The organism is Undibacterium sp. 14-3-2 (assembly GCF_016595265.1).
GTDB lineage: Bacteria > Pseudomonadota > Gammaproteobacteria > Burkholderiales > Burkholderiaceae_D > Undibacterium > Undibacterium aquatile.
In genome coordinates this window covers 107,075-131,083 of the sequence record NZ_JAENGS010000002.1, presented here as the reverse complement: position 1 = coordinate 131,083, position 24,009 = coordinate 107,075, and the positions used below count along the sequence as shown (strand labels likewise).

Below are 24,009 nucleotides of genomic sequence, written 5' to 3'. Positions count from 1 at the left end.
AGCTAAAATCGAAGCCTTACTCCATTTTGCAGAATCCTGAATATGAGCACGACGCCTACGCTTGGACACCAATTTTTAACTCCCTATGAAACTGGCAATCAGAATCAAACTACCAGCTGGGAAGAGTGCATACAATTCTATCAGCGACTTGCCGCAGCATTTCCCCGGACCTTACAGTTTTTTGAGATAGGCAGATCCGATGCTGGAAGACCTCTTCATGCGGGCGTCGTGACCGCGGATGGCGTGTTTGATCGTGAGCAGCTGCAACGCGAAGGCCGCCCCGTCTTTTTTAATAACAACGGTATTCATCCGGGTGAGCCGGAGGGTATCGACGGGTGTATGGCGCTGGTGCGTGACTTTTGTGTACAGCCAGAACGTTTGGCCGCATTAGGAGGAACCGCGTTTTTGTTTATCCCTGTCTATAACGTTGATGGCTGCGTCAATCGTCAGAATACGTCGCGGGTGAATCAGGATGGTCCTGAAATGTTTGGCTTTCGCGGTAACAGCCTGCATCTTGATCTGAACCGCGATTTCATCAAATGTGACAGTCTGAATGCGCAGGTGTTCAACCGCTTCTTCAGCGCCTGGAGCCCGGATGTCATGGTCGATACGCATACGTCTAACGGTGCTGATTATCAGTACACCATGACGCTGATACAGACCCAGGCAGATAAGCTGGGCAAGGGGCTTGGCGACTATCTGCGCGATACGATGTTACCTGCAATTTATACGCAGATGAATGAACGTGGCTGGCCGACTTGCCCGTATGTGAATCCTGTGAAAGATATTCCGGATCATGGCATCGAAGATTTTCTGGAAACACCGCGTTTTTCCACAGGCTACGCCGCGTTGCATCACACGATAGGTTTTATGCCTGAAACGCACATGCTCAAACCATTCGCTGATCGCTATGCATCCATGTGTGCATTGGTTGAGACCGTGCTGGATTTCACCATTGCGAATGCGGCACAGATACAAACGCTGAGGGCGCAGGCAAGACAGGCTGCCGCAACCAGTACGCACGCCGCCGTAAGCTGGAAGGTAGATCAAAGCCGTCCATCCAGTTTTCTCTTCAAAGGATATCAGGCAGTGTATCGCCCCAGCGTGATCGGTCATTACACACGTTTAGCCTATGACCGTAGTCAGCCTTGGGAAAAGCCGATTCCTTACTTCAATCACTTTGTCAGCGATGTGACTATTACGCAGCCCAAAGCCTACCTGATTCCGCAAGCCTGGCGCGCCGTGATCGAGCGCCTGCAATGGAATGGTGTGCAGATGCAGCGGCTCACAGAAGCACAGGTGATGAATGTGCAGACCTATCGTATTCAGTCTGTGCAATCACGTGAGCACGCATACGAAGGGCATCTGTTCCATGATCAGCTTGTGCTCGACACCCATAATGAAGCGAGACGCGCAGAGGCAGGAGACTACCTGGTTACCTTGAACCAAAAGCAAGCGCGTTATGTACTGGAAACGCTGGAGCCACAGGCGCATGACAGCTTTTTCCGTTGGGGTTTCTTCAATAGTGTGTTGGAAAAAAAGGAAGCGTATTCCGATTATGTCTTCGAGGATACCGCAGCAGAAATCCTACGCGACGAACCGGCTACTCTGGCTTTGTTTGATGCCTGGAAGCAGAGCCATCCCGAGTTGCTGAATAATCAGGAAGCGGTACTCGATTTTATTTTCACGCATTGCGAGCGCTTTAGAGAACCTGAATGGCGTTGTTATCCGGTGTTGCGGATAATCTAATGTCGGTAACTTTTGCTTACATTTAAGATGAAACCGAATAGAATGTTTTCTTGGAAGTAATGTCATCAACTTTTACCTGAGAAACACTATGTCAAAACTGTTGGACTATCTGAATTATCTGGATCAAAACGCTGACGCACGTGAAGCGTTTGCAGCCAACCCTGTCGCTGCAATGGATAGTTTTGGTCTGAGTGAGGAAGAAAAAAATGCGCTGATTTCAGGCGATAAATCGAAGGTGGCCAATTTAATTGGGATTGACGAGGCGGACTTGCCGAAGCTTCAGTCTCTTGAGACCACTCACTGATTTGTTAAGAGCGTGCGCTTAATGACGATAAAGAATCCATGAGGCTTTTATTGTTATGCGCGTTGCTGCTCATCGTTATTCTGCCTCGGGAGGTGGATGCTGCAACAGATGCGAAAAATGATGTACTTTTTCAAAAAGTACGCCAGACTTTAAACACTTCTCCCGATGCATCACTCAAAATACTAGACGAACTGGCGTCGCAGCAGACTACGTTTTCTACTGAACAAAAAAATAAATTTCTGCTTTTGCGTGCATCGGCGCTCGGTTTTCTTGGAAAACACCGCGAGCGTGTGCAATTTGTTCGGTCTGTTATCCAAGATATTTCTGATATCGACTATCGAGCCCGATTTTTATATCAACTATCGGATGGCTACATCAATTTGGGCGAATATGAAAATGCACTGAGTTATATGAATCAGAGCATAGTATTGCTCCCCAGTCTGAAAAACAAAAATGCCAAGATTGATGTTTTGCAATCAGCAATTGCTATTCTGAATTCATTGCGGGCGTATGACGAATCGATGATGTATGCGTTACGCTTGTCAGAACTGGATCGCGAAGAAAGTCCAGGTTTGGCGACCTGTCTAGGAATCGGTGATCAGATTGAAATCAGTTTTTTAAAGGGCAATCGTCAAAAAGCTAATGAACTGTTGAATAGTGCTATCAAGTCTTGTGATGAACAACAGTTTTTTATTATGTCTCTTTTGATTAAAACCATTGCCAATATTGATGTGATTGAGTCAGGTAATTATGCTCTGGGTATCAAAGCCGGAATGCCTTTGCTTGAAGAGTTGAAAAAAAATAGTCAGAGTTCTGATTACTTAATACAGCTGGAAACGGCACTTGCTAAAGCTTACCTAAAAACGGGAGATACGCAGCAGGCTGAGTCATACGGTGTTCAGGCATATACCAGGGCAAAAAAAGAAAATGTCGTTTTGTTATTGGAAAAAGCCAGTGAAATTATGGCGGATATCAAGCGATCGCAGGGGCAGTATTTCTCAGCACTGGAGTATGCCGATACGGCGCTGACTTTAAAAAATAAGCTGCTTGATCAACAGTTGCAGAAAAACCTGGCCTACCAGCGTGTTAAGTTCGAGATTCAGGATAAAGCCAATCAAATGGTTTTACTCGAACAAAAGAACAAAATTCTCGATGTTGAAAAAAAATTAGAGAAGAAGAGCAATCAGAATCTATTGCTGATCATCGCCTTGGTACTGTGTTTTATTTGTGTGCTGGGCGTCTGGTTGTGGAAAGTTATCAGGCAGAAAAATATTTTCCAACGCCATGCAGAACTGGATGGGCTGACGCAGATCAGCAATCGTTCGCACTTCATGAGTTCAGCTGAAACCGGGGTTAAGCATCGTACTGCAGCGGTCAGCCTGATCTTGTTTGATATGGATTTTTTCAAAAATGTGAATGACAGTTTTGGCCACCCAACTGGTGACTGGGTATTGAAAAATGTGAGTCAGGCTGTTGCCGGTGTATTGCGTAAAGGTGATGTTTTTGGGCGTATTGGCGGCGAGGAGTTTGCTATTTTTTTGCCAGCGGCGGAACAGGAAATCGGTTTGCAACTTGCAGAACGTTGTCGGCATGCCATTACTATGATTGATGCCGAATCCCGTGGTATCCGTTGCCCTTTAAGTGCAAGCTTTGGCCTCGCGACAATGACGATGAACACTACCGACATCACTAATTTTCAGGAACTGATGCAGGCGGCTGATAAAGCGCTGTATCAATCCAAAGCAGATGGCCGTAATCGCGTTTCCGTATTTTCATAGAATTCAATGTCAAATAAAAAAGCAGGGAAATTAGTTTGTGTCGGCACTGGTATGCGTATGGCGGGACAATTGACGCCGTTGGCAAAAAGCTATATCGAGTCATTTGACGTGGTGATTGCTGCCGTTCCTAATATGTTCACCCGCAAATGGCTGCAAGGTGTGGCGAAAGAGTATGTCTGTTTATTAGATCATTACGACGATACGAAAGTCGATGGCAAGACCCGGCGGGATACGTATCGTCGTATGGCTGATACGATCCTGCATGAAGTCCGGCAGGGTAAAAGAGTATGCGCGGCATTTTATGGGCATCCCGGTATTTTTGCCTGCATCTCACACATGGCAATTGCTGACGCGCGGCAGGAAGGTTTTGAAGCGCATATGGAGCCGGGGATTTCCGCACTGGATTGTCTGGTCGCCGATCTGGGAATCGACCCGGGTACTTTTGGTATGCAATCGATGGAAGCCACCCAATTCATGATTTATCAGCGCCAGATCGATCCGACTGCATTGTTTGTTTTGTGGCAGATCGGTATTGCAGGTGATCTGACACTCAAGCGTTTTGAGACGGAACCCGCACATTTGCAGATCATTGTGAATAAGCTCATGAAAACATATTCAGCAGATCATGAGGTAATTTTGTATGAGGCTGCGACTCATCCACTGGAGCACACACGGGCGGATAAAATTCGTCTCTGTGAATTGCCGCAGGCGGCGCTGAAGCAAATCACCACTCTGGTGATTCCGGCTGCAAATAAGATGCAAATTGATCAGGATGTCGTTGATCAGTTGCGAGCCTTGTCAGACACCATACTTGCCTGAGCTTTACCTGTATAGGTATTTATTGAATTAAAAAAAGCAGCACAAAGAAATTGCGCTGCTTTTTTGTTCTCCAGTTTTCAGTTTGTCTGCGCAGGCTGGCATGATATGAGTGGAACGGCGTTGACGAATATTGCGGCAACGTGAGCTGATCTGTCCTGAGTTGTTTATTTTGTCGACTGCCGTAAAGGATTCAGCAGTTCCCGCAGATCATTATGGTCAATCTCATACATCAGCTCCAATAATCTGCCTATCTCTCCTTTGGGAAAACCTTCACGCGCAAACCAACCCAGATAATGCCCCGGCAAATCGGCGATGTATCTGCCTTCATATTTGCCGTAAGGCATTTTCAGTGTCAGCAATCGCTGCAAATCATCTGCTTGCATGGGTTTTTCAAATGGAAGCTTAGTTATCGGCATTCGACTTACTTATTTCTTTACCCGCCTGATCCGGCGCGGCTGATTGTTCAGCCGGCGGTGCCTTTACAGAAGCGCTTTCTTTTTTTTCTGCATCGGGATCATTCGGCATTTGTACACTATCGAGATAGCGTTCAACCAGATCAAAAAACTGGTTATAAAACTGCCCGGTTGGTATCGTTTCGCTGGCGACTTTAACGAGCGCATCATCCGTTGTGCCAAATGGCAAGGAGACCGAGCCGATAGCACTGACGCCGATACTGGCAGAGGTGTTGCTCTTTTTCAGTGAGTAACGATCGCGTACCGCATTCGCGAATATGGTGGTGCTGTTGCTGCCCTGGCTGTTGGCGACACAAACGACATTAAACTCGATTTCCGCATGGACTTCGGCATCGTGCTGATATTTGCGGCGACCTTTCAGGATGGAAGGTTTCCAGTCGCTGATAACATATCCCTGGCTCAGCAATGCGCGTCGCGCTGCTTCGCAGGCGGATTGCTCCGTACCGGGAAAACTGCGCGTAAATACACCGCTGGCACCAAATTCCTCATGTTGTTGGGAGGGCGATTTGGTAGTGGAACAGGCACTGACCAGACTCAAAGAAAGTGCGACTGACAAGTACAAAAATAAACGGCGCATTTTTAATCTAAACTTCATGTGAGCAGAGGCTGGTTTTACTATGATCTATCCTCAAGCGAGCGCCTCTTTTGCTGCTTCTTCCGGACTTAAACCATCAAAAAATAAATCGGTGAACCACTCGATTTGTTCTTCTATGTGATCCTGTGCCTGCGCGATGGTCGCCCCGCCAGCAACTAAAAAACCTTCAACTTCTGTGCACCATGCGATCAGCGCTTCGGTTTCCGGATCAAGCTCGTTCTTTTTTGCCATGGTAATTTCCTTAATTCAGACTGCATTTTAACTGCTTGGCAGGATGAACGTTGTTACAAGACTGTTACCAGATCATGTCGTAACGTATTAGTCCGGTTGTTGCAACGTGTCAGCGCGGTTTTTCGATGACGTGCTCAGTTATTTTGTCATTAAAAACTGCCAGCAAACTGGTAGCGTTTTCCCGGGTGCCACATAGTCACAACGGTTGCGATTTTTCCCTTTGAGCGGGTTTTTCTGTGTAATACCAGACAAGTATCCTTAACGGCAATCTGCAGCATTGTGGCGATTTGTTTTGGCGGCATCATTGCTTCTATCCGGTAATCAACGCCTTGCAGCGGTGCTACTGCGACCAGATACTCATTCGGTGTCATAGTGGTGAAATCCTGTTGCAGATAGTCGGGCGTAACACTGGAATTGACCCAGCGGTCTTCTACCTGAATCGCGACATTATCTTCAAAGTGAACGATCACTGAGTGAAACAGACGATGCCCCGGTTTGACCATAAATTCTTGCGAAAGTTGCTCACTTGCAGGATGCTCCGCCAGCAGATGTAATTCACTTCTATGCACATGCCCACGCGAACGAATTTCTTCGGCTATGCTTTTGATTTCCACCAGTGTCGCCTGATATTTTTGTTGTGCAACGTAGGTGCCTGAACCCTGGATTCTATGCAGAATCTGCTCGCTGGTCAGCTCGCGCACTGCGCGATTGACCGTCATGCGCGAGACGTTGAATTGTTCTGCCAGCATCGCTTCAGATGGGATTGCATCGCCTTCTTTCCAGGTGCCGGACTGAATCTCTTTCAGTAAATAATTTTTGATCGTCTGGAAAACGGGGGCATTAACTTGTACTTTTGGCACGGGATTCCTGCTGAAATAGTTGCGCTATTGTCTCACTAAAAATCCGCTTGCAAAAGTTGTATATACAACTTAAACTCCAAAAAAAAAGCTGTTCTGATGGGAACGTCAATATTCAGCGCTACCGGCCATCAAAATGTCCGGCTACATTTTCCTCGTAACACCTGAGATCAGGAGACACGTATGTCCGATATTCTTCAAAACGATCCACGCTGGGATGCCAGCCGTGTTATTCACGCACCGCATGGTGCAGAGAAGGTTTGTAAAACCTGGGTGGCTGAGGCGGCCTATCGCATGATACAAAATAATCTGGACCCGGCCGTTGCTGAAAATCCTAAGCATCTGGTGGTGTATGGCGGTATAGGCCGCGCTGCGCGTAACTGGGAATGCTATGACCAGATTCTGGCTTCGCTCAAGGCGCTGGAAGCCAATGAAACCCTGTTGATACAGTCAGGCAAACCGGTAGGTGTATTCCAGACGCATGAAGATGCACCACGCGTACTGATCGCGAACTCCAATCTGGTCCCAAAATGGGCTAATTGGGAACACTTCAATGAACTCGACCGCAAAGGTTTGTTCATGTATGGCCAGATGACCGCAGGCAGCTGGATTTACATCGGTACCCAGGGCATCGTGCAGGGGACTTATGAAACCTTCGCCGAAGCCGGACGCCAGCATTACAACGGCGACTGGGGTGGACGCTGGATACTGACCGCTGGCCTCGGTGGCATGGGCGGCGCGCAGCCATTGGCAGCCAGCTTTGCCGGTGCGGTGTCGCTGAATATCGAATGTCAGCAAAGCAGTATCGACTTCCGTCTGCGTACCCGCTATGTCGATAAACAAGCGAAAGACCTGGACGATGCGCTGGCGCTGATACAGCATCATTGCGAACGTAAAGAAGCGGTTTCTATCGCCTTGCTCGGCAATGCCGCTGAAATCCTGCCTGAGCTGGTCAAGCGCGCCAAAGCGGGTGGCATGAAACCGGATCTGGTGACTGACCAGACTTCGGCCCATGATCTGATCAATGGCTATCTGCCTATAGGCTGGAGCGTGGAACAATGGAAGGCTGCCCAGCACGATTCGACACAACATGCAAAGCTGACTGCGGATGCAGCTCAGGCTTGTGCGGTGCATGTACAGGCAATGCTGGACTTCCATGCGATGGGCATCCCTACTGTCGACTATGGCAATAATATCCGCCAGGTCGCATTCGATACCGGCGTAAACAATGCCTTCGATTTCCCTGGCTTTGTACCGGCCTATATCCGTCCGCTGTTCTGTGACGGCAAAGGTCCATTCCGCTGGGTGGCTCTGTCGGGTGATCCGGAAGATATCCGCAAGACCGATGCCAAAATCAAGGAATTATTCCCACACAATAAAGGCGTGCACAAATGGCTGGACATGGCGGGTGAACGTATCGCCTTCCAAGGCTTACCGGCACGTATTTGCTGGCTGGGTCTGGGCGAGCGTCATATCGCCGGACTCGCATTCAATGAAATGGTCAAAAACGGTGAACTCAAAGCACCGGTCGTGATCGGTCGCGATCATCTCGATACCGGCTCGGTATCCAGTCCGAATCGCGAAACCGAGGGCATGCGTGATGGCACCGATGCCGTTTCTGACTGGCCTTTGCTGAATGCCTTGCTGAATACCGCCGGTGGAGCCAGCTGGGTTTCTTTGCATCATGGCGGTGGTGTGGGTATGGGTTATTCCCAGCATTCTGGCATGGTGATTGTGGCCGATGGCACTGAAGCTGCTGCTAAGCGTCTGGCGCGCGTACTGGTCAACGATTGCGGTTCCGGTGTGATGCGTCATGCTGATGCTGGCTATGAACAGGCAGTCGCCTGCGCCAAGCGCGAAGGCCTGAACTTGCCGATGATTAAATAAGCAGATTGTCTGAATTGACAAGAAAATGCCCGCGTATTACGGGCTTCCTGGCGCAAAAATGCCTGAAGAGGCGCGCAGGCATTGAGACAATCCATTGCGACACCCTATTGAGAAAGCAAAAAAATGAGTAAGCACCTTGAGATACATCCTGGCGAATTCACGCTGTCAGATTTGCGCCGCATCTGGATCAGTCCGGCACCATTAAAACTGGTCGCGTCTGCTTACCCGGCGATACACGCATCGTCAGAAATGATACAAAAGATCGTTGCCAAAGGTGATGCGGCTTACGGCATCAACACCGGCTTCGGCAAACTCGCGAAAACCCGCATTCCGGATGATCAGCTTGAGCTCTTGCAACGCAATCTGATTTTGTCTCATTCGGTGGGCTCAGGCGAATTCATTGCCGATGAGGTCGTGCGGTTGATACTGGCGATGAAAATTGCCAGCCTGGCGCGCGGCGTGTCGGGTATCCGCGCGGTTGTGATCGACACCATGATCGCGATGGTCAACGCCGGTATTATGCCGACCATACCCGTCAAGGGATCGGTCGGTGCCTCCGGCGATCTGGCGCCGTTATCGCACATGACACTGGCGCTGCTGGGCGAAGGCGATGTGCGCGTCAACGGTACACTGTTATCGGCAAAACAGGCGCTGGCGAATGCTGGTATCACGCCGGTCGTCCTCGCCGCAAAAGAAGGGCTGGCATTGATCAATGGCACTCAGGTATCAACGGCGCTCGCTTTGCATGGTTTATTCATGGCGGAACGTTTGCTGGAAGCCGCCACGATTACCGGCGCTTTGTCCGTCGATGCTGCCAAAGGCAGTGATGCACCGTTTGATCCTCGCATTCATAGCAGCCGTGGTCAGCCAGGTCAGATCGCGACGGCAGAGATTTACCGTTCGCTGCTGGCGGGCAGTGAAATCCGCCTGTCCCATTTGGTTAACGATGAGCGCGTGCAAGACCCATATTGCCTGCGTTGCCAGCCCCAAGTCATGGGTGCCTGTCTGGACATCATCAATAATGCAGCGCGCACTTTGCTGATCGAAGCCAATGCCGTCACCGATAACCCGCTGGTGTTTGTCGACACAGGCGAAGTCATTTCCGGTGGTAACTTCCATGCCGAGCCAGTCGCTTTTGCAGCGGATACGCTGGCGCTGGCGATTGCCGAGATCGGTGCGATTTCCGAGCGTCGTATCGCCTTGTTGATTGATGCTTCTTTATCTGGTTTGCCACCATTTCTGGTGCCATCGTCGGGTCTGAATTCCGGCTTTATGATTGCGCATGTGACAGCGGCGGCGCTGGCTTCCGAAAACAAATCGCATGCCCATCCATCCAGTGTGGATTCGATTCCGACCTCGGCCAATCAGGAAGATCATGTCAGCATGGCGACCTATGGTGCTCGTCGCCTGCATGAAATGGCGCAGAATACCGCGACCATCGTCGGGATTGAATTGCTGGCTGCGGCGCAAGGCGTGGATTTCCATGCACCACTGAAGACCTCGCCTATGCTGACGCAGGTGCATCAGACTTTGCGAAGCAAGGTCGCGTTCTATGACAAAGACCGTTTTTTCGCACCCGACATCGAGGCAGCAAAAGAGCTGGTTGTGTCAGGCCGCATCAGTGCGGAATGCCAGCATCTGTATCAGCATTTGTATCTGGCCTGACGGAGCATGCTGATGCAGCGCTGGTCTGTAAGCAATTATCAGACGATGCCCTGGAAAAATGGCGGCGGCAGCACGACTGAGCTGGCGATTTTTCCGGCCGGTGCCCACCTCGATAATTTCATCTGGCGTCTGAGTACGGCGCAGGTAGCGGTTGATGGGCCGTTTTCCAGTTTCCCCGGCATAGACAGAACGCTTGCCGTGTTGTCTGGCGCAGGTTTGATTTTGCATACGAAGGCAGAGCAGGGAACTACACCATCGGGTGCGGTGCATCTGACGCAAAACAGCCCGCCGTATTGCTTTGCAGGCGAGCTTGCGGTAACGGCTGAATTATCAGAGGGCAGCGTGTCGGATCTGAACATGATGACGCGCCGCGATGTTTGCACCCATACCATGCAAAAGCTATTGGCCGGACAACATCGCATCCATGCGCAAGACGCCCGACAAATGTTGTTGTACTGTGTTGCCGGTGGCGCTCGTCTGACAACGCCAGAAACAGCGGAGGAAGTATTTTGCAGCGGCGATCTTATGCTGTTGAACGAAACCCATCCTGCATCAGGTATAGCACTGGAACTGACTGCCGATGAGGGCGCCATCCTGTTTCTGATCACGCTGGAATTTCTCGATAAAGGGGTGGACTGATGTTGCACTGGGATAGTTTGTGGACCAACATCCACCTCGCGACCATGACAGATGGTTATAGCGAGATTAATGATGCCGCGCTTGCTGTCCGTGACGGCAAGATCGTCTGGCTAGGTGAGCGCAATGCCTTACCCCCGAATTATTCGGTCACAACACAGCACGATGGCGCTGGCTGTTGGGTCACGCCGGGGTTGATCGATTGCCATACGCATCTGGTGTATGCCGGTAACCGCAGCAATGAATTTGAAGCGCGTCTGAATGGCGTCAGCTATGAAACGATTGCCCGCCAAGGCGGCGGTATCCTTTCCACCGTCACGGCGACCAGAGCCGCGACGGAAGATGAGCTATTGCAAGCGACTTTACCACGTCTGCGCGCGTTGCTTAGTGAAGGTGTGACGACGCTGGAAATTAAGTCAGGCTATGGTCTCGATTTGCCCAGCGAAGCGCGGCTGCTGCGTGTTGCGCGGCGCATAGGACGTGAGTTTCCGGTTCGCGTCAAGACGACCTTTCTGGGTGCGCATGCCTTGCCACCTGAATTTGCGGGGCGAGCAGATGATTACATCACGCTGGTGTGCGAGCACATGCTGCCAGCATTGGTGGCGGAAGAATTGGTGGATGCAGTTGACGTCTTTTGCGAAAAAATCGGTTTTACGCCGGCTCAGACCGAGCGGGTATTTCTGACCGCGCAAGCACTTGGTTTGCCGGTGAAGCTGCATGCAGAGCAATTATCCGATCAGGGTGGGGCGGCGTTAACTGCGCGTTATCACGGCTTGTCGGCGGATCATCTGGAATATCTGTCGGACGCAGGGATCGCCGCGATGGCCGCCAGCGGCACGGTGGCTGCGTTATTGCCCGGTGCTTTTTATTTTTTACGCGAGACGCAAATGCCACCGGTGCAGGCCTTACGTGCTGCCGGTGTGAAGATCGCATTGGCGACGGATTGCAATCCCGGCACATCGCCACTGACCTCACTGTTACTGACCATGAACATGGGGTGCACCCTGTTTCGTTTGACGCCGCTGGAAGCCCTGCAGGGCGTAACTTGCCATGCCGCACAGGCATTAGGGACGAGCAGCATCAGCGGAACATTAGAAGTCGGCAAGATGGCCGATTTTAATTTGTGGAAAATACAGCGACCGGCAGATCTGGCCTATCACATCGGTGCAAATCCGCTCTGGAGCAGGGTTTTCGGCGGGCGACCAGAAGACCGGCGCGGTTTTTTCCCATGAAGCGTATGAGCTGGAAACAAAGGCTTGCCGCTGTTGCGCCTGACTGACACTTGTCAACATTAAGCCGTGCCCGGGTCGGCGCTTGTTCACGGTTTGTTTAATCTTTACGCGCTTCCGTTCGAATGCGTATCGATAGCATTTGAACGAACTCTGGTAATCTTTTGACACATTATTTAACCCGCGCAGCCTGGGTTTTCCCCGCTTTGACGTTTAGCGAGACGTATAATGCTGGAAAAATAATATTCAATTGAAAAATGAGGCGCTTCAGCGATTTTTGCTTCATTTTTATCTACACGCAGAGGCTCACAGTGGCATTACCGGTTACTTCTTTTTCGACCCGTTTTCAACGTTGGAGAACGGGGCGCTGGCTTGCCGGTGGACTGGTGCTAGCCGTGCTGCTGATGTTGCTCAGCTATTTATTTCTGCCGGTGTTTGTAAAACGCATGGCGATAGAGCAGGTGCAACAACAAACTGGCCGCAAACTGGACATCGGCGAGGTCAGCTTTTCTCCATTTTCGCTTGCCCTGACGGCGACGAATGTGCGTCTCTATGAAGCCGATCAGAAAACGTCGGCTTTAGCGGTGCAAGAGCTGAGAGTCAATCTGTCAATGACATCCTTGTTTCATCGCGCACTGGTACTCGATGAATTTTATCTGACCGCGCCGGATGTGCGTCTGGTACGTTACAGCTTGGCTCAGCACAGTCGCTATAACGTTAGCGACGTGCTGGATAAAATTGCAGCAGCTCCCAAAAGTGACGCGCCGCTGCGTTTTTCTGTTGCCAACATACAGATCAGCAAAGGCACTATCGTCTTTGATGACCAGGTCTTCGGTAAGAAATTTAAACTGACAGACTTGCAGGTAGGCTTACCTTTCATTTCCAATTTCCCGAAACAGATAGACAGCTTTGTCGAACCCAGATTGTCTGCCCATGTCAACGGTGCGGATTTTTCTTTGCAGGCGCGCGCCAAGCCATTTTCTGAAACTCGTGAAAGCACGCTGGCCATCGATTTCGATCAATTAGATCTGGCGCAACTGATTCCTTATGTACCAGTCGCTTTGCCGGTGCAGGTAACCAGCGCCAGACTGAGCAGCAAGCTCAATCTGACTTTCAGCCAGAAAAAGCAGATGGAAGTTTTTCTGTCCGGTGATGTGCGTTTGCATGATGTTTTCCTTAAAGATAAACAAAGTCAGCCTTTGCTGAAGCTGGAAGGTTTGCAGGCGCAGATTCGTCAGATGAATCTGATGACGGCGGCGACAGAGTTGCAACAATTGAGCCTGAGCGCACCACAGGTATGGCTGGATTTTGATGCGCAGCATGGCCTGAACTGGGCGAATCTGCAAGCTGCCCCCGTTGGTAAATCAGGGGCGGCAACGACTGCTGCAGCCGGAAAAACATCCACAGTCACACCAGTAGCGACGGCAGCAGCGAAAGCAACCACGGCACCTTTGCCACTCGTGCAGGTACACGATCTGCAGGTCGTGAATGGACAGATACACTTTTCTGATGCCGTGCGTGCCAGACCAGAACAAAAACTGGAATTGCAAAACATCAGCCTGCGTGCGCAGCAGTTATCGACCGCGAAAGACGTCAAGCCAGCGCAACTGAAACTGAGTTTGGAAACAAAAGCCGATGAAAAAATCGGGTTTGACGGGCAATTGCAGATTTTTTCCTCTACGCTGAATGGCAAGCTTACCATCAGCGATGTGGCGCTTGCCAATTATCAGGCTTTTCTGAATCCGTTTTTGAAGGCGAATCTGAGTGGCAAACTGGATGCGGAATCCGGCGTCAGTCTGAAGGCTGGCGAATTTCAGCTTATTGATTTATCGCTCAGACTGCGTGATCTGCTGCTGAAAGGGAACGCCAGTGACGGTAGCATTGCGCTCAAATCTTTTTCGCTGAACAAAACATTACTTGACTCCGCGAACCGCGCGATACAAATGGGAACCGCGGAATTTGATGGTTTGCGGGCCGATATCCGGCGCGATAAATCGGCGGCGATGCTGATGCAGAGCTGGTTGCCTGAACAGACGTCGCCTGCAAGTAAAACAGTCATAGCCAGCAAGACTGACCAGACTGTCGCTGCCAGCACAGCAACTGCGCCGTGGAAAATCAGCCTGAATCAATTTGATCTGAAAAATAGTGAAATCGATTTTCTCGATCAGTCGGTCACACCGGAAGTGAAATTAAACCTGAACAGCATCAGCCTGAATCTGGGGCAACTGAGCAGCGATTTTTCTAAAGACGTCAGCTTCCGTCTGCAATCGAAACTGAACCGGCGTTCCAAGCTGAATCTGGATGGCAGTAGTTCCGCCGGTATGAAAAAAGTAAACGTGAATGTGGATACAGAAAGTTTGCCGATTGCGCGACTATCTTCGTATTTTTCACAATTTCTGAATGTGCAGATTGTTAAAGGTGGCGGCACTGCCAAGGGCAAGCTGGCACTGACAAATATCCTGGAAGCCGACCGTCAGTTTGATTACGACGGCATGCTGAGTCTGAATAATTTTCAGATATTTGAAAATGGCACAGAGGAGGATTTTCTGGACTGGAAAGCGATATCGGCCGAAGGCATTCACGCGAACATAGGAAAATCCAAACAACTGATTGATGTTAAAAAACTGAGCCTGAATGATTTTTTTGCGCGTCTGGTCTTGTCTGACAAGGCGCGCTTGAATTTACAGAATATCCTGGTGAGCCAAACCGCGAAGGATGTACCTGCGAACGCAGTGCCGACGTCGAAAGAGATGACGCCGAAAACCACTGCAGGCCTTGCCGGTAGCACCACCGTAACGCAGAAAGTGCCGGTCACCGGTACGCCATCCTCCGTCGTCATGCGCATAGGACAAACCGTTATCACTGGTGGCAACGTTAACTTTACGGATAATTTCATACAGCCGAATTACCATGCAAACCTGACTGGCATCAGCGGTCGCATAGGCATGATTTCATCCGACAACCCACAAGTGGCGACGGTGGAACTGAATGGTAAAGTGGATGATGACGCACCGCTGCTAATTTCAGGCAGCATGAATCCATTATCCACACCGGTGTTTCTGGATATTAAAGGCAGTGCGAACGGGATCGAGCTGACCAAGCTGACGCCGTATGCGGCCAAATATGCGGGTTACGTGATTGAAAAAGGCAAATTGTCGGCTCAGGCAAGTTACAAAATAGAGAACCAGCAATTGACGGCGGAGAACGAGGTCAGGCTGGATCAACTGACATTCGGTGAAAAAGTGGATAGCCCGAGTGCAACCAAATTGCCGGTGATGCTGGCGGTGGCGCTGCTGCGTGATAATCAAGGCAGGATAACGATTAATTTGCCGGTCTCAGGTTCTTTATCTGACCCGCAGTTTTCTGTGAGCAGTATTATTTTAAAAGTGTTTGCGAACATTATTACAAAAGCGGTGACTTCTCCGTTTGCCTTATTGGGTTCCTTATTTGATGGTGGTGGCGAAGAGCTTGCCTATCTGGAGTTTCATCCGGGGAGTACCACCCTGACGCCGGAAGCAACAGAAAAACTCGATAGTTTGGCGAAAGCATTGAAGGAACGCGCCAGTCTGCAGCTGGATATTACAGGTCGTGTGGACGTCAAGAGCGATACTGAAGGTGTGCGGCGTGAAATGCTGGAGAGCCGGTTGCGCGAAGCTAAATGGCGTGAACTTGGCCGGAAAAATCGCGGTATCAAAGCGGAGTCGCTGACATTGACGGCAGACGAACGACATAAATTTCTGCAATCCTTATACGATGCTGCAAAATTCAATAAGCCACGGAATGTGCTGGGGCTGGCTAAAACACTGCCAGACGCAGAGGCGGAACAATTGTTATTGCAAAATCTGACGGTGGATACCGATGATTTACGGGACTTGGCACAAAGACGCGCAGATACTGTGCGCGATTATCTCGAAGATGTGGCGCTGGTGAGTCGCGAACGCATGTTCCTGATCGCCCCTAAACTGAATGCGGACGGCATCAAAGATAAGGGCGCTCCTAACCGCGTCGATTTTTCATTGAAGTAATCTGATCTCAGGCGCAGATTTATAACTACGATGATGCTGCGATTAAAGTCCTGCAGAACCGGATATTGTTCTTTGCTGACGGATTGTTTTGAGCATCATCTTGATTTATGCTGATCTGACGGGCGTAACAATTTTGTTTAAGGAGTGAGAATGACATCTGCAAACCTGGTCAACATTTTGTATGTTGAGGACGACTCCGATATACAGACGGTGGCGCAGATTGCCCTTGAAGTTGTTGGCGGCTTTGTTCTGAAGACCTGCAGCTCAGGCAGTCAGGCACTGTCAGAGGTAAAGGCAGGTTTTGTGCCGGATTTGCTGTTGCTCGATGTTATGATGCCCAATATGGACGGACCAACGACATTGGCAGAGTTACGTCAATTGCCAGTGACGGCGACGACGCCGGTGGTTTTTATGACGGCGAAAGTGCAGACCTCAGAATTGGAACTGTATTATTCTTTAGGTGCCATCGGCGTGATCGCTAAACCTTTTGATCCTATGGAATTGTCCGCACAGGTCGCTAAACTCTGGCAGGAAAGAAAATAGATGTCAGAAAAAATGGATAACCTGCAAGAAAAACTGCGTAAGCTGGAAGCGCTTTTTTTGCAGAAATTACCCTCCCGGTTTGACGAGATCACTGGTGCATTAGGGCAGTATTTGCACAACCCGCAGGACAAAGAGTCACTGACGGCTTTGCATCGTCATCTGCATACGATGGCCGGTTCCGCAGGCACTTTCGGCTTTGAAGAGTTGGGTGTGCAGGCGCGGGTGTTTGAGTCGCGTCTGAAGCCATTATTAAGCGGCACAGAGTGGAGTCAGACTGAGCTGGACGATTACGCCCGTGATATTCGCGATTACTTTGCTGCCGCACTCAACAATCTCAACAAGGAACATGCGCCGGGTGATATCGCATCCGCAGACGCGAGCGAAGCGGCTTCGCCCGATAATCAGTCGCGGCTGATTTATCTGGTCAATCAGGATTGTCGGCAAAATCAGGAAATTACGACCCAACTTGAGCATTTTGGTTACGAGACCGTCAGCGTGGAACAGTCGAAAAATCTGGCTTTGGCGGTGGCGCGACGACGCCCGGATGTCATTGTGATCGATATGGGGTCTGCCGAAGATGGCACTGGCGGGGTCGAAGAAATAAAGAAAGTAGAACAACTGCAACGCTTGCGTATTCCAACGATTTTTATTTCGAAGTCGAGTAGTTTTGATTCTCGCCTGATGGCAGTGCACGCCAAGGGCGATGGCTATTTTACGAAGCCAGTCGATGTCGTCGAGCTGACTGAAAGAATCGATACCATCTTGCAGCGTGATGAGACGAAAGGCTACCGGATACTGATCGTCGATGATGATGTGGTGACGGCGAATTATTACGGTGCGATTTTGCGCAATGCCGGCATGATCGTGCAATTGCTGAATGAGCCAACCCGGATATTGTCTGTCATGACAGATTTCCGCCCTGAGCTGTTGCTGCTCGATGTCTACATGCCGTTGTGCAGTGGCATTGAATTGTCGCATCTGATTCGTCAGGACAATTCGTACGTGGATGTGCCTATCGTATTTTTATCCAGCGAGGCTGACCCACAGAAACAGCTGGAAGCCGTGCGTGCTGGTGCGGATGATTTCATTACCAAACCGGTGGCGCCGGATTATCTGATCTCTTCGCTGGCAACGCGGGCCGAGCGCTATCGTTCTTTGCGTGCGCTCATTATGCGCGATGGTCTGACTGGCTTGTATAACCACACTGCGATCAAAGAACATCTTGCCGCCGAGATTTTGCAGGCGCATCGCAATGCGACGCCACTGGCATTGGCGATGATTGATCTCGATTATTTCAAGCAGGTGAATGACCAGCATGGGCACGCTGCCGGCGACCATGTATTACGTATGTTGGCGCGTTTGTTGCGCCAGCGTCTGCGCCGTACCGATATCGTCGGGCGTTATGGTGGTGAAGAGTTTGCTGTTATTTTTCCGCATACCGATGCGAGTACCGCACGCCGGGTGCTGGATCAGGTCCGCATCGCATTTGCGAAGATTCTTCAGCATTCAGAAAACAGGGAGTTTTCTTCAACGTTTTCTGCTGGTATTGCAGATCTGGAGTTATCTGGCGATGTCGATACCTTGTTTGATGCGGCCGATGCGGCGATGTATGTTTCCAAACAAAGCGGACGCAATTGCATTACGATCGCCTGAGGTCTGAGGTTTGTTCTATAGCTGCCAGTCTTGCTAAGGAAAACGACTTCTTAAAATAAAAAAGCCTGAACATCGTTCAGGCTTTTTTTATCGGTATCAGCTTAGCTTAGCTCAGACTTAACTTAGCCCAGCTTTTGCAAGCTGCTGGCCTTGATTTTCGCTTCCAGCGGCTTGCCTTTGCGGGCGCGTTTGTTGATATGAACAGACAGGGCATTGGCGCTCAGATTCACTTCCTGCACTTTGCCGCCGCGTCCGGTTCCCGTTACCCTGACGCCTTTCTGGCTGATTGCCTGCGCCGCCAGCAGGGCTTCTTTTTCTTCGAGTTCCATCAGAATTACGCCGCGTCCACCACTCGACAATTGCTTGATTTCATTCAGACCGAAGACCAGCAAACGGCCATTTTCAGACAAGCAGGCAATCGCGCTGGCATCTTCGTTGATGACTGCTGGCGGCAGTGGCAAATCGTTTTCTTCCAGCGTCATAAAGGCTTTGCCAGCCTTCATACGACCAACCATGTCACCCACTTTCGCGGTGAAGCCATAACCGGCATCCGATGCCAGTAATAAACCGGTTTCATTGCTGCCTGCGAAGTAATGCAGAATTTTTGTACCGGCAGCGAGATCGATCAGCGTTGTAATCGGGACGCCGTCGCCACGCGCGCCGGGCAGGGCTGCAACCGCTACAGAATAGACCCGGCCATTCGAGCCAAAGACCAGTAAATGATCAACCGTGCGGCATTCAAACGTACCATACAGACTGTCACCCGCCTTGAACGTGAACTGGCTGGCTTCATGTCCGTGACCAGTGCGGGCGCGCACCCAGCCTTTATCCGAGATGACGACCGTGACTGGCTCATCGACCACTTTTTGCTCTACCGATGCGCGTACCGCTTCTTCTATCAGCGTTCGGCGTGCATCGCCAAATTGCTTCGCATCGGCTTCGATTTCTTTAATCAGGGTTTTCTTCATCGACGCAGGATTGTCGAGCAAGTCATGCAGGCCCGCTTTTTCTTTACGCAGCTCTGCCAACTCTTGCTGAATTTTAATGGCTTCCAGCCTTGCTAACTGACGCAAGCGAATTTCCAGGATATCTTCTGCCTGCCGGTCGGATAAGCGGAAAGCCTGTATCAGCGCGGGTTTCGGCTCATCCGACTCGCGGATGATGCGGATCACTTCATCGATATTCAGTAAAACTGCTTCGCGACCTTCGAGAATATGGATGCGGTCATCGACTTTTTTCAGACGAAATTGGGTGCGACGTGTGACGGTCGTGAAACGGAATGCAATCCACTCGCTGATGATATCGAGCAAGCCTTTCTGGCGTGGGCGACCATCGCCACCGATCATCACCAGATTGATCGATGCCGAACTTTCCAGCGAGGTATGGGCGAGCAACATCTGCATGAACTCGGCCTGATCCTGATTTTTCGATTTCGGTTCCAGCACCAGACGCACAGGCGCATCTTTGCCCGATTCATCACGCACCGTATCGAGTACCGACAAGATCACTTGCTTTAACGCGACCTGTTCTGGCGACAGTGTTTTTTTACCGGTTTTGATTTTCGGATTGGTCAGTTCTTCGATTTCTTCCAATACCTTTTGCGACGACACTCCTGGCGGTAATTCGGTCACCACCGCTTGCCACTGACCGCGCGCCATGTCTTCTATCTTCCAGCGGGCGCGCACTTTCATGCTGCCGCGACCACTGGCATACATCTCGGCAATCGCCGATGCCGGTGTGATGATTTGTCCGCCGCCGGGGAAATCCGGGCCGGGAATATATTCCATCAACTCCGCCTGTTTCATTGCGGGGTTACGGATCAGCGCCACGGCAGCTTTGGCGACTTCGGTCAGATTATGCGAAGGAATCTCCGTCGCCAGACCGACCGCGATACCAGAGGCACCGTTCAGCAACACCATAGGCAAACGCGCAGGCAGCAGCTTGGGTTCTTCGGTGGTGCCGTCATAATTCGGTTGGAAATCGACGGTGCCCTGATCAATTTCATCCATCAGTAATTTAGCAATCGGTGTCAGGCGCGCTTCGGTGTAACGCATCGCGGCGGCACCATCGCCATCGCGTGAACCGAAGTTACCCTGACCATCGATCAGCGGATAACGCAGCGAAAAATCCTGCGCCATCCGTACCAGCGCGTCATACACAGACTGATCGCCATGCGGATGCAGCTTACCGAGCACATCACCGACCACCGCAGCCGATTTACGCGGTTTGGCCGACGAATTCAGACCGAGTTCGTTCATCGCAAACAGGATGCGGCGCTGCACCGGTTTCTGACCATCGCAGACGTCCGGCAAGGCGCGTCCTTTGACGACGGAAATTGCATAATCAAGATAAGCACGTTCGGCGAAACTCGCCAGCGTCAGTGCTTCGCCATCGCCTGGCGGCGGTGTCTGTTCAAATAAATTCGCTTGTTCGCTCATAGTTTTTTATTCTTTGTTGCATCCGGCAAAATGCCACTTTGTTTGCCGATATTCGTAATTTTTGGGGAGTATGTCTGAAAATACACCTTATGTCCGCATATTCATTGGGGTGTTTACATATACTGGGGGGGAGTATTTTCAGACCTTAAAAAGCATTCAGCGCCTTAAATATCGGCCTCGACAGCATTACCGTGTTCTTCTATCCAGGCACGACGGGCCGCAGCTTCGCCTTTTCCCATCAGCATGTTGAAGCGCCCCTCGGAAAAATCCTGATCGAATTCACCCAGGCTGACCGGCAGCAAGCGGCGGGTGTCTGGATTCATCGTGGTTTCCCATAACTGTTCTGCATTCATTTCACCCAGACCTTTGAAGCGGGAAATATTCCATGCGCCGTCCTTGACGCCTTCCTTGCGTAACTTGTCTTCTATCGACGTCAGCTCGGCACTGTCCAGCGCATAGATTTTTTGTGCCTGTTTTTTGCCACGTGCCGGCGCATCAACGCGGAACAGTGGCGGCCGCGCAACGCAGATATGGCCGCGGGCAATCAGTTGGGGGAAATGTTTGAAAAACAGTGTCAGCAACAGCACCTGAATGTGTGAACCATCGACGTCCGCATCAGACAAAATACAGATCTTGCCGTAACGCAGATTCGAGAGATCGACATTATCGTTAGCTCCATGCGGATCGACACCGATAGCGACCGAAATATCGTGAATTTCATTGTTCGCAAACAGGCGGTCACGTTCCGATTCCCAGGTGTTCAGCACCTTGCCGCGTAAAGGCAGGATCGCCTGAAATTCTTTGTCGCGCCCCATTTTTGCTGAGCCACCAGCGGAATCCCCTTCGACTAAAAATAATTCATTACGGGTAATGTCGCTGGATTCGCAGTCGGTCAGTTTGCCCGGTAAAACGGCAACGCCAGAGGATTTTTTCTTTTCCACTTTTTGCGCAGAACGCAAGCGTGATTGCGCTTGTTTGATCACCAGTTCAGCGAGTTTTTTACCGTAATCCACGTGCGAGTTGAGCCACAATTCCAGCGGTGGTTTGGTGAATGAAGACACCAGCCGCACCGCATCGCGCGAATTCAGACGCTCTTTAATCTGCCCCTGAAATTGCGGGTCCAGCACTTTAGCTGACAGCACAAATGAGACGCGCGCAAACACATCTTCTGGCAATAGTTTCACGCCTTTCGGTAGCAGCGAATGCATTTCGGCAAAGCTCTTGACCGCGCCGAATAAGCCTTCGCGCAGGCCGGATTCATGCGTACCACCAGCTGGCGTCGGAATCAGATTCACATACGATTCACGCACTACATTGCCTTCTTCGGTCCAGGCCACGACCCACGATGCGCCTTCGCCTTCGGCAAAACCTTCGGTGTCCGCGCTGGCGAATTGCTCACCTTCGAACAGCGGAATCAGTGGTTCACCATGCGAATACTGGGCCAGCGCTTCGGTCAGATAACCACGCAAGCCCTGATCGTATTGCCAGGTTTGCGATTCACCGGTTTTGGCATTGCTCAGCGTGACTTTCACGCCCGGCAGCAAGACCGCTTTTGAGCGCAGCAAACGCTGTAACTCACCTTGCGGTATATTCGCGGAATCGAAATATTTTGCATCGGGCCAGATACTGACGCGGGTGCCGCTCTTTTTATCGCCACGGGGAATAGGCTGGCTGCGCAGTGGTTCAATGACATCGCCATCAGCAAAGGTCAGCTGATGTAAGCCAGCTTCACGCCAGACGGTAATTTCCAGGCGTTTGGATAGCGCGTTTGTGACAGAGACCCCAACGCCGTGCAGACCGCCGGAAAACGCATAGGCTCCGCCGGAACCTTTGTCGAATTTACCGCCGGCGTGCAAACGTGTGAATACAATTTCGACAGTGGGAACACCTTCGTCCGGATGTAGTCCAACCGGAATGCCGCGGCCATCATCCTCAACGCTGATGCTGCCGTCGGTGTTCAGAGTGACTTGTATATGTTTGCAATGACCGCCCAAAGCTTCATCGGACGCATTGTCGATGACTTCCTGGATAATGTGCAGCGGGTTTTCGGTGCGGGTATACATGCCCGGTCTTTGTTTAACCGGTTCCAGCCCTTTGAGGACGCGGATGGATGATTCGCTATAGTCGGACGGAGTCGTATTTTTTTTAGTGGCCATGCAAATAGAAATCTGTTGTTTTGGTTAAAGTGCAATAATATTTTGCAATTTTTAAATACGGAATACATGATTTTAGATGTATTCTTGCATACGTTTTGGCAGCTATTGTAGCTGTAATAGGTAGATGGATAAACGATGTCAATAAAAACTCCAACGATCGCGATCCGACTGCTTGGATTTTCCGCCAAAGAGGAAGAAACTTTTTCTGCAGTACTCGCGGTAGCACGCGAGACTGGTTACAGCTATACGTGTCTGAGGACGGGGTGCGTCCAGGATCCGGACATGTATATCGTCAATGCCAGCAATATCAAAGCGATTGCAACACTTTCCGACCTTAATCCCGGCGATGCGATGCCGGTGTTGTTAATTGGTAAAACCGATATTGATTTACCTTATCAGGTGATGCCAAAGCCTATCCGCTGGCGCAATATTTTCGGCATTCTTGATGAGCTGATCAATAAACGTGAACTGTTACTACATACTTTAGCTGCGCACACCATCAATTTAACCGTGCATGAGCGGCGCGCCCATAAACGCATAGATTTTGATCTTACCGATCCACAGGTGTATCAAAAAATGCGTGATACGCCGATGGCGAAGGGCGGCATTCTGGTCGTTGATAAGGACACGCAATTCCGTGAATACGTGGCGGCCATTATGGATCATTACGGCATTACTGTTACGCTGGCGGCCGATGAGCGCAGCGCCCTGATGCTGGATCGGAACAACCAGCATGCGCTGACCTTAATCAATACATCAACCCCGAATGTCGATCCTTATCAATTATGTGATGGGCTGAAAAAACAAAATCACGGTTTAAAGACTTCCGTGATTTTTTTAATCGATCAATCTTTTGATTACAAACTCGGGCTGGCGGAGCGGGTGCGTTGCGACGGTTTTCTGGTAAAACCATTGTCCCGTCGTGTTCTGCTCAGTACGATCAGAAAATACTTACACTTATTTAAATAAGC

At 50.5% G+C, this 24,009-nt stretch carries 18 protein-coding genes; 12 read left to right on the top strand and 6 right to left on the bottom strand.

What is annotated here, in order from left to right:
* The first annotated feature begins 42 nt into the window (after positions 1-42).
* From Undi14_RS05140 to Undi14_RS05125, 4 genes are all read left to right on the top strand, one after another.
* Positions 43-1,749, top strand: coding sequence for a M14 family zinc carboxypeptidase (locus Undi14_RS05140; RefSeq protein WP_200178458.1), 1,707 nt, complete (start codon positions 43-45; stop codon positions 1,747-1,749).
* An 88-nt stretch (positions 1,750-1,837) separates the two neighbouring features.
* Entirely contained in the window at positions 1,838-2,053 is a 216-nt protein-coding gene (locus Undi14_RS05135) for a hypothetical protein (protein WP_186883229.1), read from the top strand.
* A 410-nt stretch (positions 2,054-2,463) separates the two neighbouring features.
* Positions 2,464-3,831 carry a GGDEF domain-containing protein gene (locus Undi14_RS05130; protein ID WP_200178455.1) on the top strand — a complete coding sequence of 456 codons (1,368 nt, stop codon included), beginning with the start codon at positions 2,464-2,466 and terminating at the stop codon, positions 3,829-3,831.
* 6 nt (positions 3,832-3,837) lie between these two features.
* Positions 3,838-4,650 (top strand): SAM-dependent methyltransferase, encoded by an 813-nt coding sequence (locus Undi14_RS05125; RefSeq protein ID WP_200178453.1) that lies wholly within the window; start codon positions 3,838-3,840, stop codon positions 4,648-4,650.
* Between the two features lie 164 nt (positions 4,651-4,814).
* Here the strand turns inward: Undi14_RS05125 and Undi14_RS05120 are convergent, their stop codons facing one another.
* The 4 genes from Undi14_RS05120 to hutC all read right to left on the bottom strand — a co-directional run bounded on the left by Undi14_RS05120 (position 4,815) and on the right by hutC (position 6,809).
* Positions 4,815-5,033: a DUF3820 family protein gene (locus Undi14_RS05120; protein ID WP_186896685.1), complete on the bottom strand. Its 219-nt coding sequence runs from the start codon at positions 5,031-5,033 to the stop codon at positions 4,815-4,817.
* Positions 5,034-5,052: 19 nt separating this feature from the next.
* Positions 5,053-5,700 carry a DUF2242 domain-containing protein gene (locus Undi14_RS05115; RefSeq protein WP_200178451.1) on the bottom strand — a complete coding sequence of 216 codons (648 nt, stop codon included), beginning with the start codon at positions 5,698-5,700 and terminating at the stop codon, positions 5,053-5,055.
* 51 nt (positions 5,701-5,751) lie between these two features.
* A complete protein-coding gene (locus tag Undi14_RS05110; protein ID WP_186883234.1) occupies positions 5,752-5,949 on the bottom strand; it encodes a hypothetical protein in 198 nt (65 codons plus the stop codon).
* Positions 5,950-6,098: 149 nt separating this feature from the next.
* Positions 6,099-6,809 (bottom strand): histidine utilization repressor, encoded by a 711-nt coding sequence (gene hutC, locus Undi14_RS05105; protein WP_200178450.1) that lies wholly within the window; start codon positions 6,807-6,809, stop codon positions 6,099-6,101.
* A 180-nt stretch (positions 6,810-6,989) separates the two neighbouring features.
* Between hutC and hutU the strand changes: the two genes are divergently transcribed.
* From hutU to Undi14_RS05070, 7 genes are all read left to right on the top strand, one after another.
* A complete protein-coding gene (hutU, locus tag Undi14_RS05100) occupies positions 6,990-8,693 on the top strand; it encodes a urocanate hydratase (RefSeq protein WP_200178449.1) in 1,704 nt (567 codons plus the stop codon).
* A 123-nt stretch (positions 8,694-8,816) separates the two neighbouring features.
* The gene (hutH, locus tag Undi14_RS05095) at positions 8,817-10,358 is read left to right on the top strand and encodes a histidine ammonia-lyase (protein WP_200178448.1); all 1,542 of its coding nucleotides are present in this window, start codon (positions 8,817-8,819) and stop codon (positions 10,356-10,358) included.
* A 12-nt stretch (positions 10,359-10,370) separates the two neighbouring features.
* Positions 10,371-10,997 carry a HutD family protein gene (locus tag Undi14_RS05090; RefSeq protein WP_200178447.1) on the top strand — a complete coding sequence of 209 codons (627 nt, stop codon included), beginning with the start codon at positions 10,371-10,373 and terminating at the stop codon, positions 10,995-10,997.
* Positions 10,997-12,226 (top strand): imidazolonepropionase, encoded by a 1,230-nt coding sequence (hutI, locus tag Undi14_RS05085; protein WP_200178445.1) that lies wholly within the window; start codon positions 10,997-10,999, stop codon positions 12,224-12,226. Before Undi14_RS05090 ends, hutI begins: the two co-directional genes overlap by 1 nt.
* Positions 12,227-12,534: 308 nt before the next feature.
* On the top strand, positions 12,535-16,248 hold the full coding sequence (locus tag Undi14_RS05080; protein ID WP_200178442.1) for a DUF748 domain-containing protein: 3,714 nt from the start codon (positions 12,535-12,537) through the stop codon (positions 16,246-16,248).
* Positions 16,249-16,398: 150 nt separating this feature from the next.
* On the top strand, positions 16,399-16,791 hold the full coding sequence (locus Undi14_RS05075) for a response regulator (RefSeq protein ID WP_186883241.1): 393 nt from the start codon (positions 16,399-16,401) through the stop codon (positions 16,789-16,791).
* Complete coding sequence (locus tag Undi14_RS05070; protein ID WP_200178440.1) at positions 16,792-18,444, top strand: diguanylate cyclase; 1,653 nt, start codon at positions 16,792-16,794, stop codon at positions 18,442-18,444. It begins immediately after the preceding gene.
* Positions 18,445-18,566: 122 nt separating this feature from the next.
* Here the strand turns inward: Undi14_RS05070 and parC are convergent, their stop codons facing one another.
* Positions 18,567-20,882, bottom strand: coding sequence for a DNA topoisomerase IV subunit A (gene parC / locus Undi14_RS05065; RefSeq protein WP_200178437.1), 2,316 nt, complete (start codon positions 20,880-20,882; stop codon positions 18,567-18,569).
* 164 nt (positions 20,883-21,046) lie between these two features.
* On the bottom strand, positions 21,047-23,038 hold the full coding sequence (locus Undi14_RS05060) for a DNA topoisomerase IV subunit B (RefSeq protein WP_200178436.1): 1,992 nt from the start codon (positions 23,036-23,038) through the stop codon (positions 21,047-21,049).
* A 135-nt stretch (positions 23,039-23,173) separates the two neighbouring features.
* Between Undi14_RS05060 and Undi14_RS05055 the strand changes: the two genes are divergently transcribed.
* A complete protein-coding gene (locus tag Undi14_RS05055; RefSeq protein WP_200178433.1) occupies positions 23,174-24,007 on the top strand; it encodes a PleD family two-component system response regulator in 834 nt (277 codons plus the stop codon).
* Positions 24,008-24,009 lie beyond the last annotated feature (2 nt).

What these genes read in the sequence shown, in the direction of transcription:
- Undi14_RS05140 (WP_200178458.1), top strand. Translation starts at nt 43, where the DNA reads ATGAGCACGACGCCTACGCTTGGACACCAATTTTTAACTCCCTATGAA.
- Undi14_RS05135 (WP_186883229.1), top strand. Translation starts at nt 1,838, where the DNA reads ATGTCAAAACTGTTGGACTATCTGAATTATCTGGATCAAAACGCTGAC.
- Undi14_RS05130 (WP_200178455.1), top strand. Translation starts at nt 2,464, where the DNA reads ATGAATCAGAGCATAGTATTGCTCCCCAGTCTGAAAAACAAAAATGCC.
- Undi14_RS05125 (WP_200178453.1), top strand. Translation starts at nt 3,838, where the DNA reads ATGTCAAATAAAAAAGCAGGGAAATTAGTTTGTGTCGGCACTGGTATG.
- Undi14_RS05120 (WP_186896685.1), bottom strand. Translation starts at nt 5,033, where the DNA reads ATGCAAGCAGATGATTTGCAGCGATTGCTGACACTGAAAATGCCTTAC.
- Undi14_RS05115 (WP_200178451.1), bottom strand. Translation starts at nt 5,700, where the DNA reads ATGCGCCGTTTATTTTTGTACTTGTCAGTCGCACTTTCTTTGAGTCTG.
- Undi14_RS05110 (WP_186883234.1), bottom strand. Translation starts at nt 5,949, where the DNA reads ATGGCAAAAAAGAACGAGCTTGATCCGGAAACCGAAGCGCTGATCGCA.
- hutU (WP_200178449.1), top strand. Translation starts at nt 6,990, where the DNA reads ATGTCCGATATTCTTCAAAACGATCCACGCTGGGATGCCAGCCGTGTT.
- hutH (WP_200178448.1), top strand. Translation starts at nt 8,817, where the DNA reads ATGAGTAAGCACCTTGAGATACATCCTGGCGAATTCACGCTGTCAGAT.
- Undi14_RS05090 (WP_200178447.1), top strand. Translation starts at nt 10,371, where the DNA reads ATGCAGCGCTGGTCTGTAAGCAATTATCAGACGATGCCCTGGAAAAAT.
- hutI (WP_200178445.1), top strand. Translation starts at nt 10,997, where the DNA reads ATGTTGCACTGGGATAGTTTGTGGACCAACATCCACCTCGCGACCATG.
- Undi14_RS05075 (WP_186883241.1), top strand. Translation starts at nt 16,399, where the DNA reads ATGACATCTGCAAACCTGGTCAACATTTTGTATGTTGAGGACGACTCC.
- Undi14_RS05070 (WP_200178440.1), top strand. Translation starts at nt 16,792, where the DNA reads ATGTCAGAAAAAATGGATAACCTGCAAGAAAAACTGCGTAAGCTGGAA.
- parC (WP_200178437.1), bottom strand. Translation starts at nt 20,882, where the DNA reads ATGAGCGAACAAGCGAATTTATTTGAACAGACACCGCCGCCAGGCGAT.
- Undi14_RS05060 (WP_200178436.1), bottom strand. Translation starts at nt 23,038, where the DNA reads ATGGCCACTAAAAAAAATACGACTCCGTCCGACTATAGCGAATCATCC.
- Undi14_RS05055 (WP_200178433.1), top strand. Translation starts at nt 23,174, where the DNA reads ATGTCAATAAAAACTCCAACGATCGCGATCCGACTGCTTGGATTTTCC.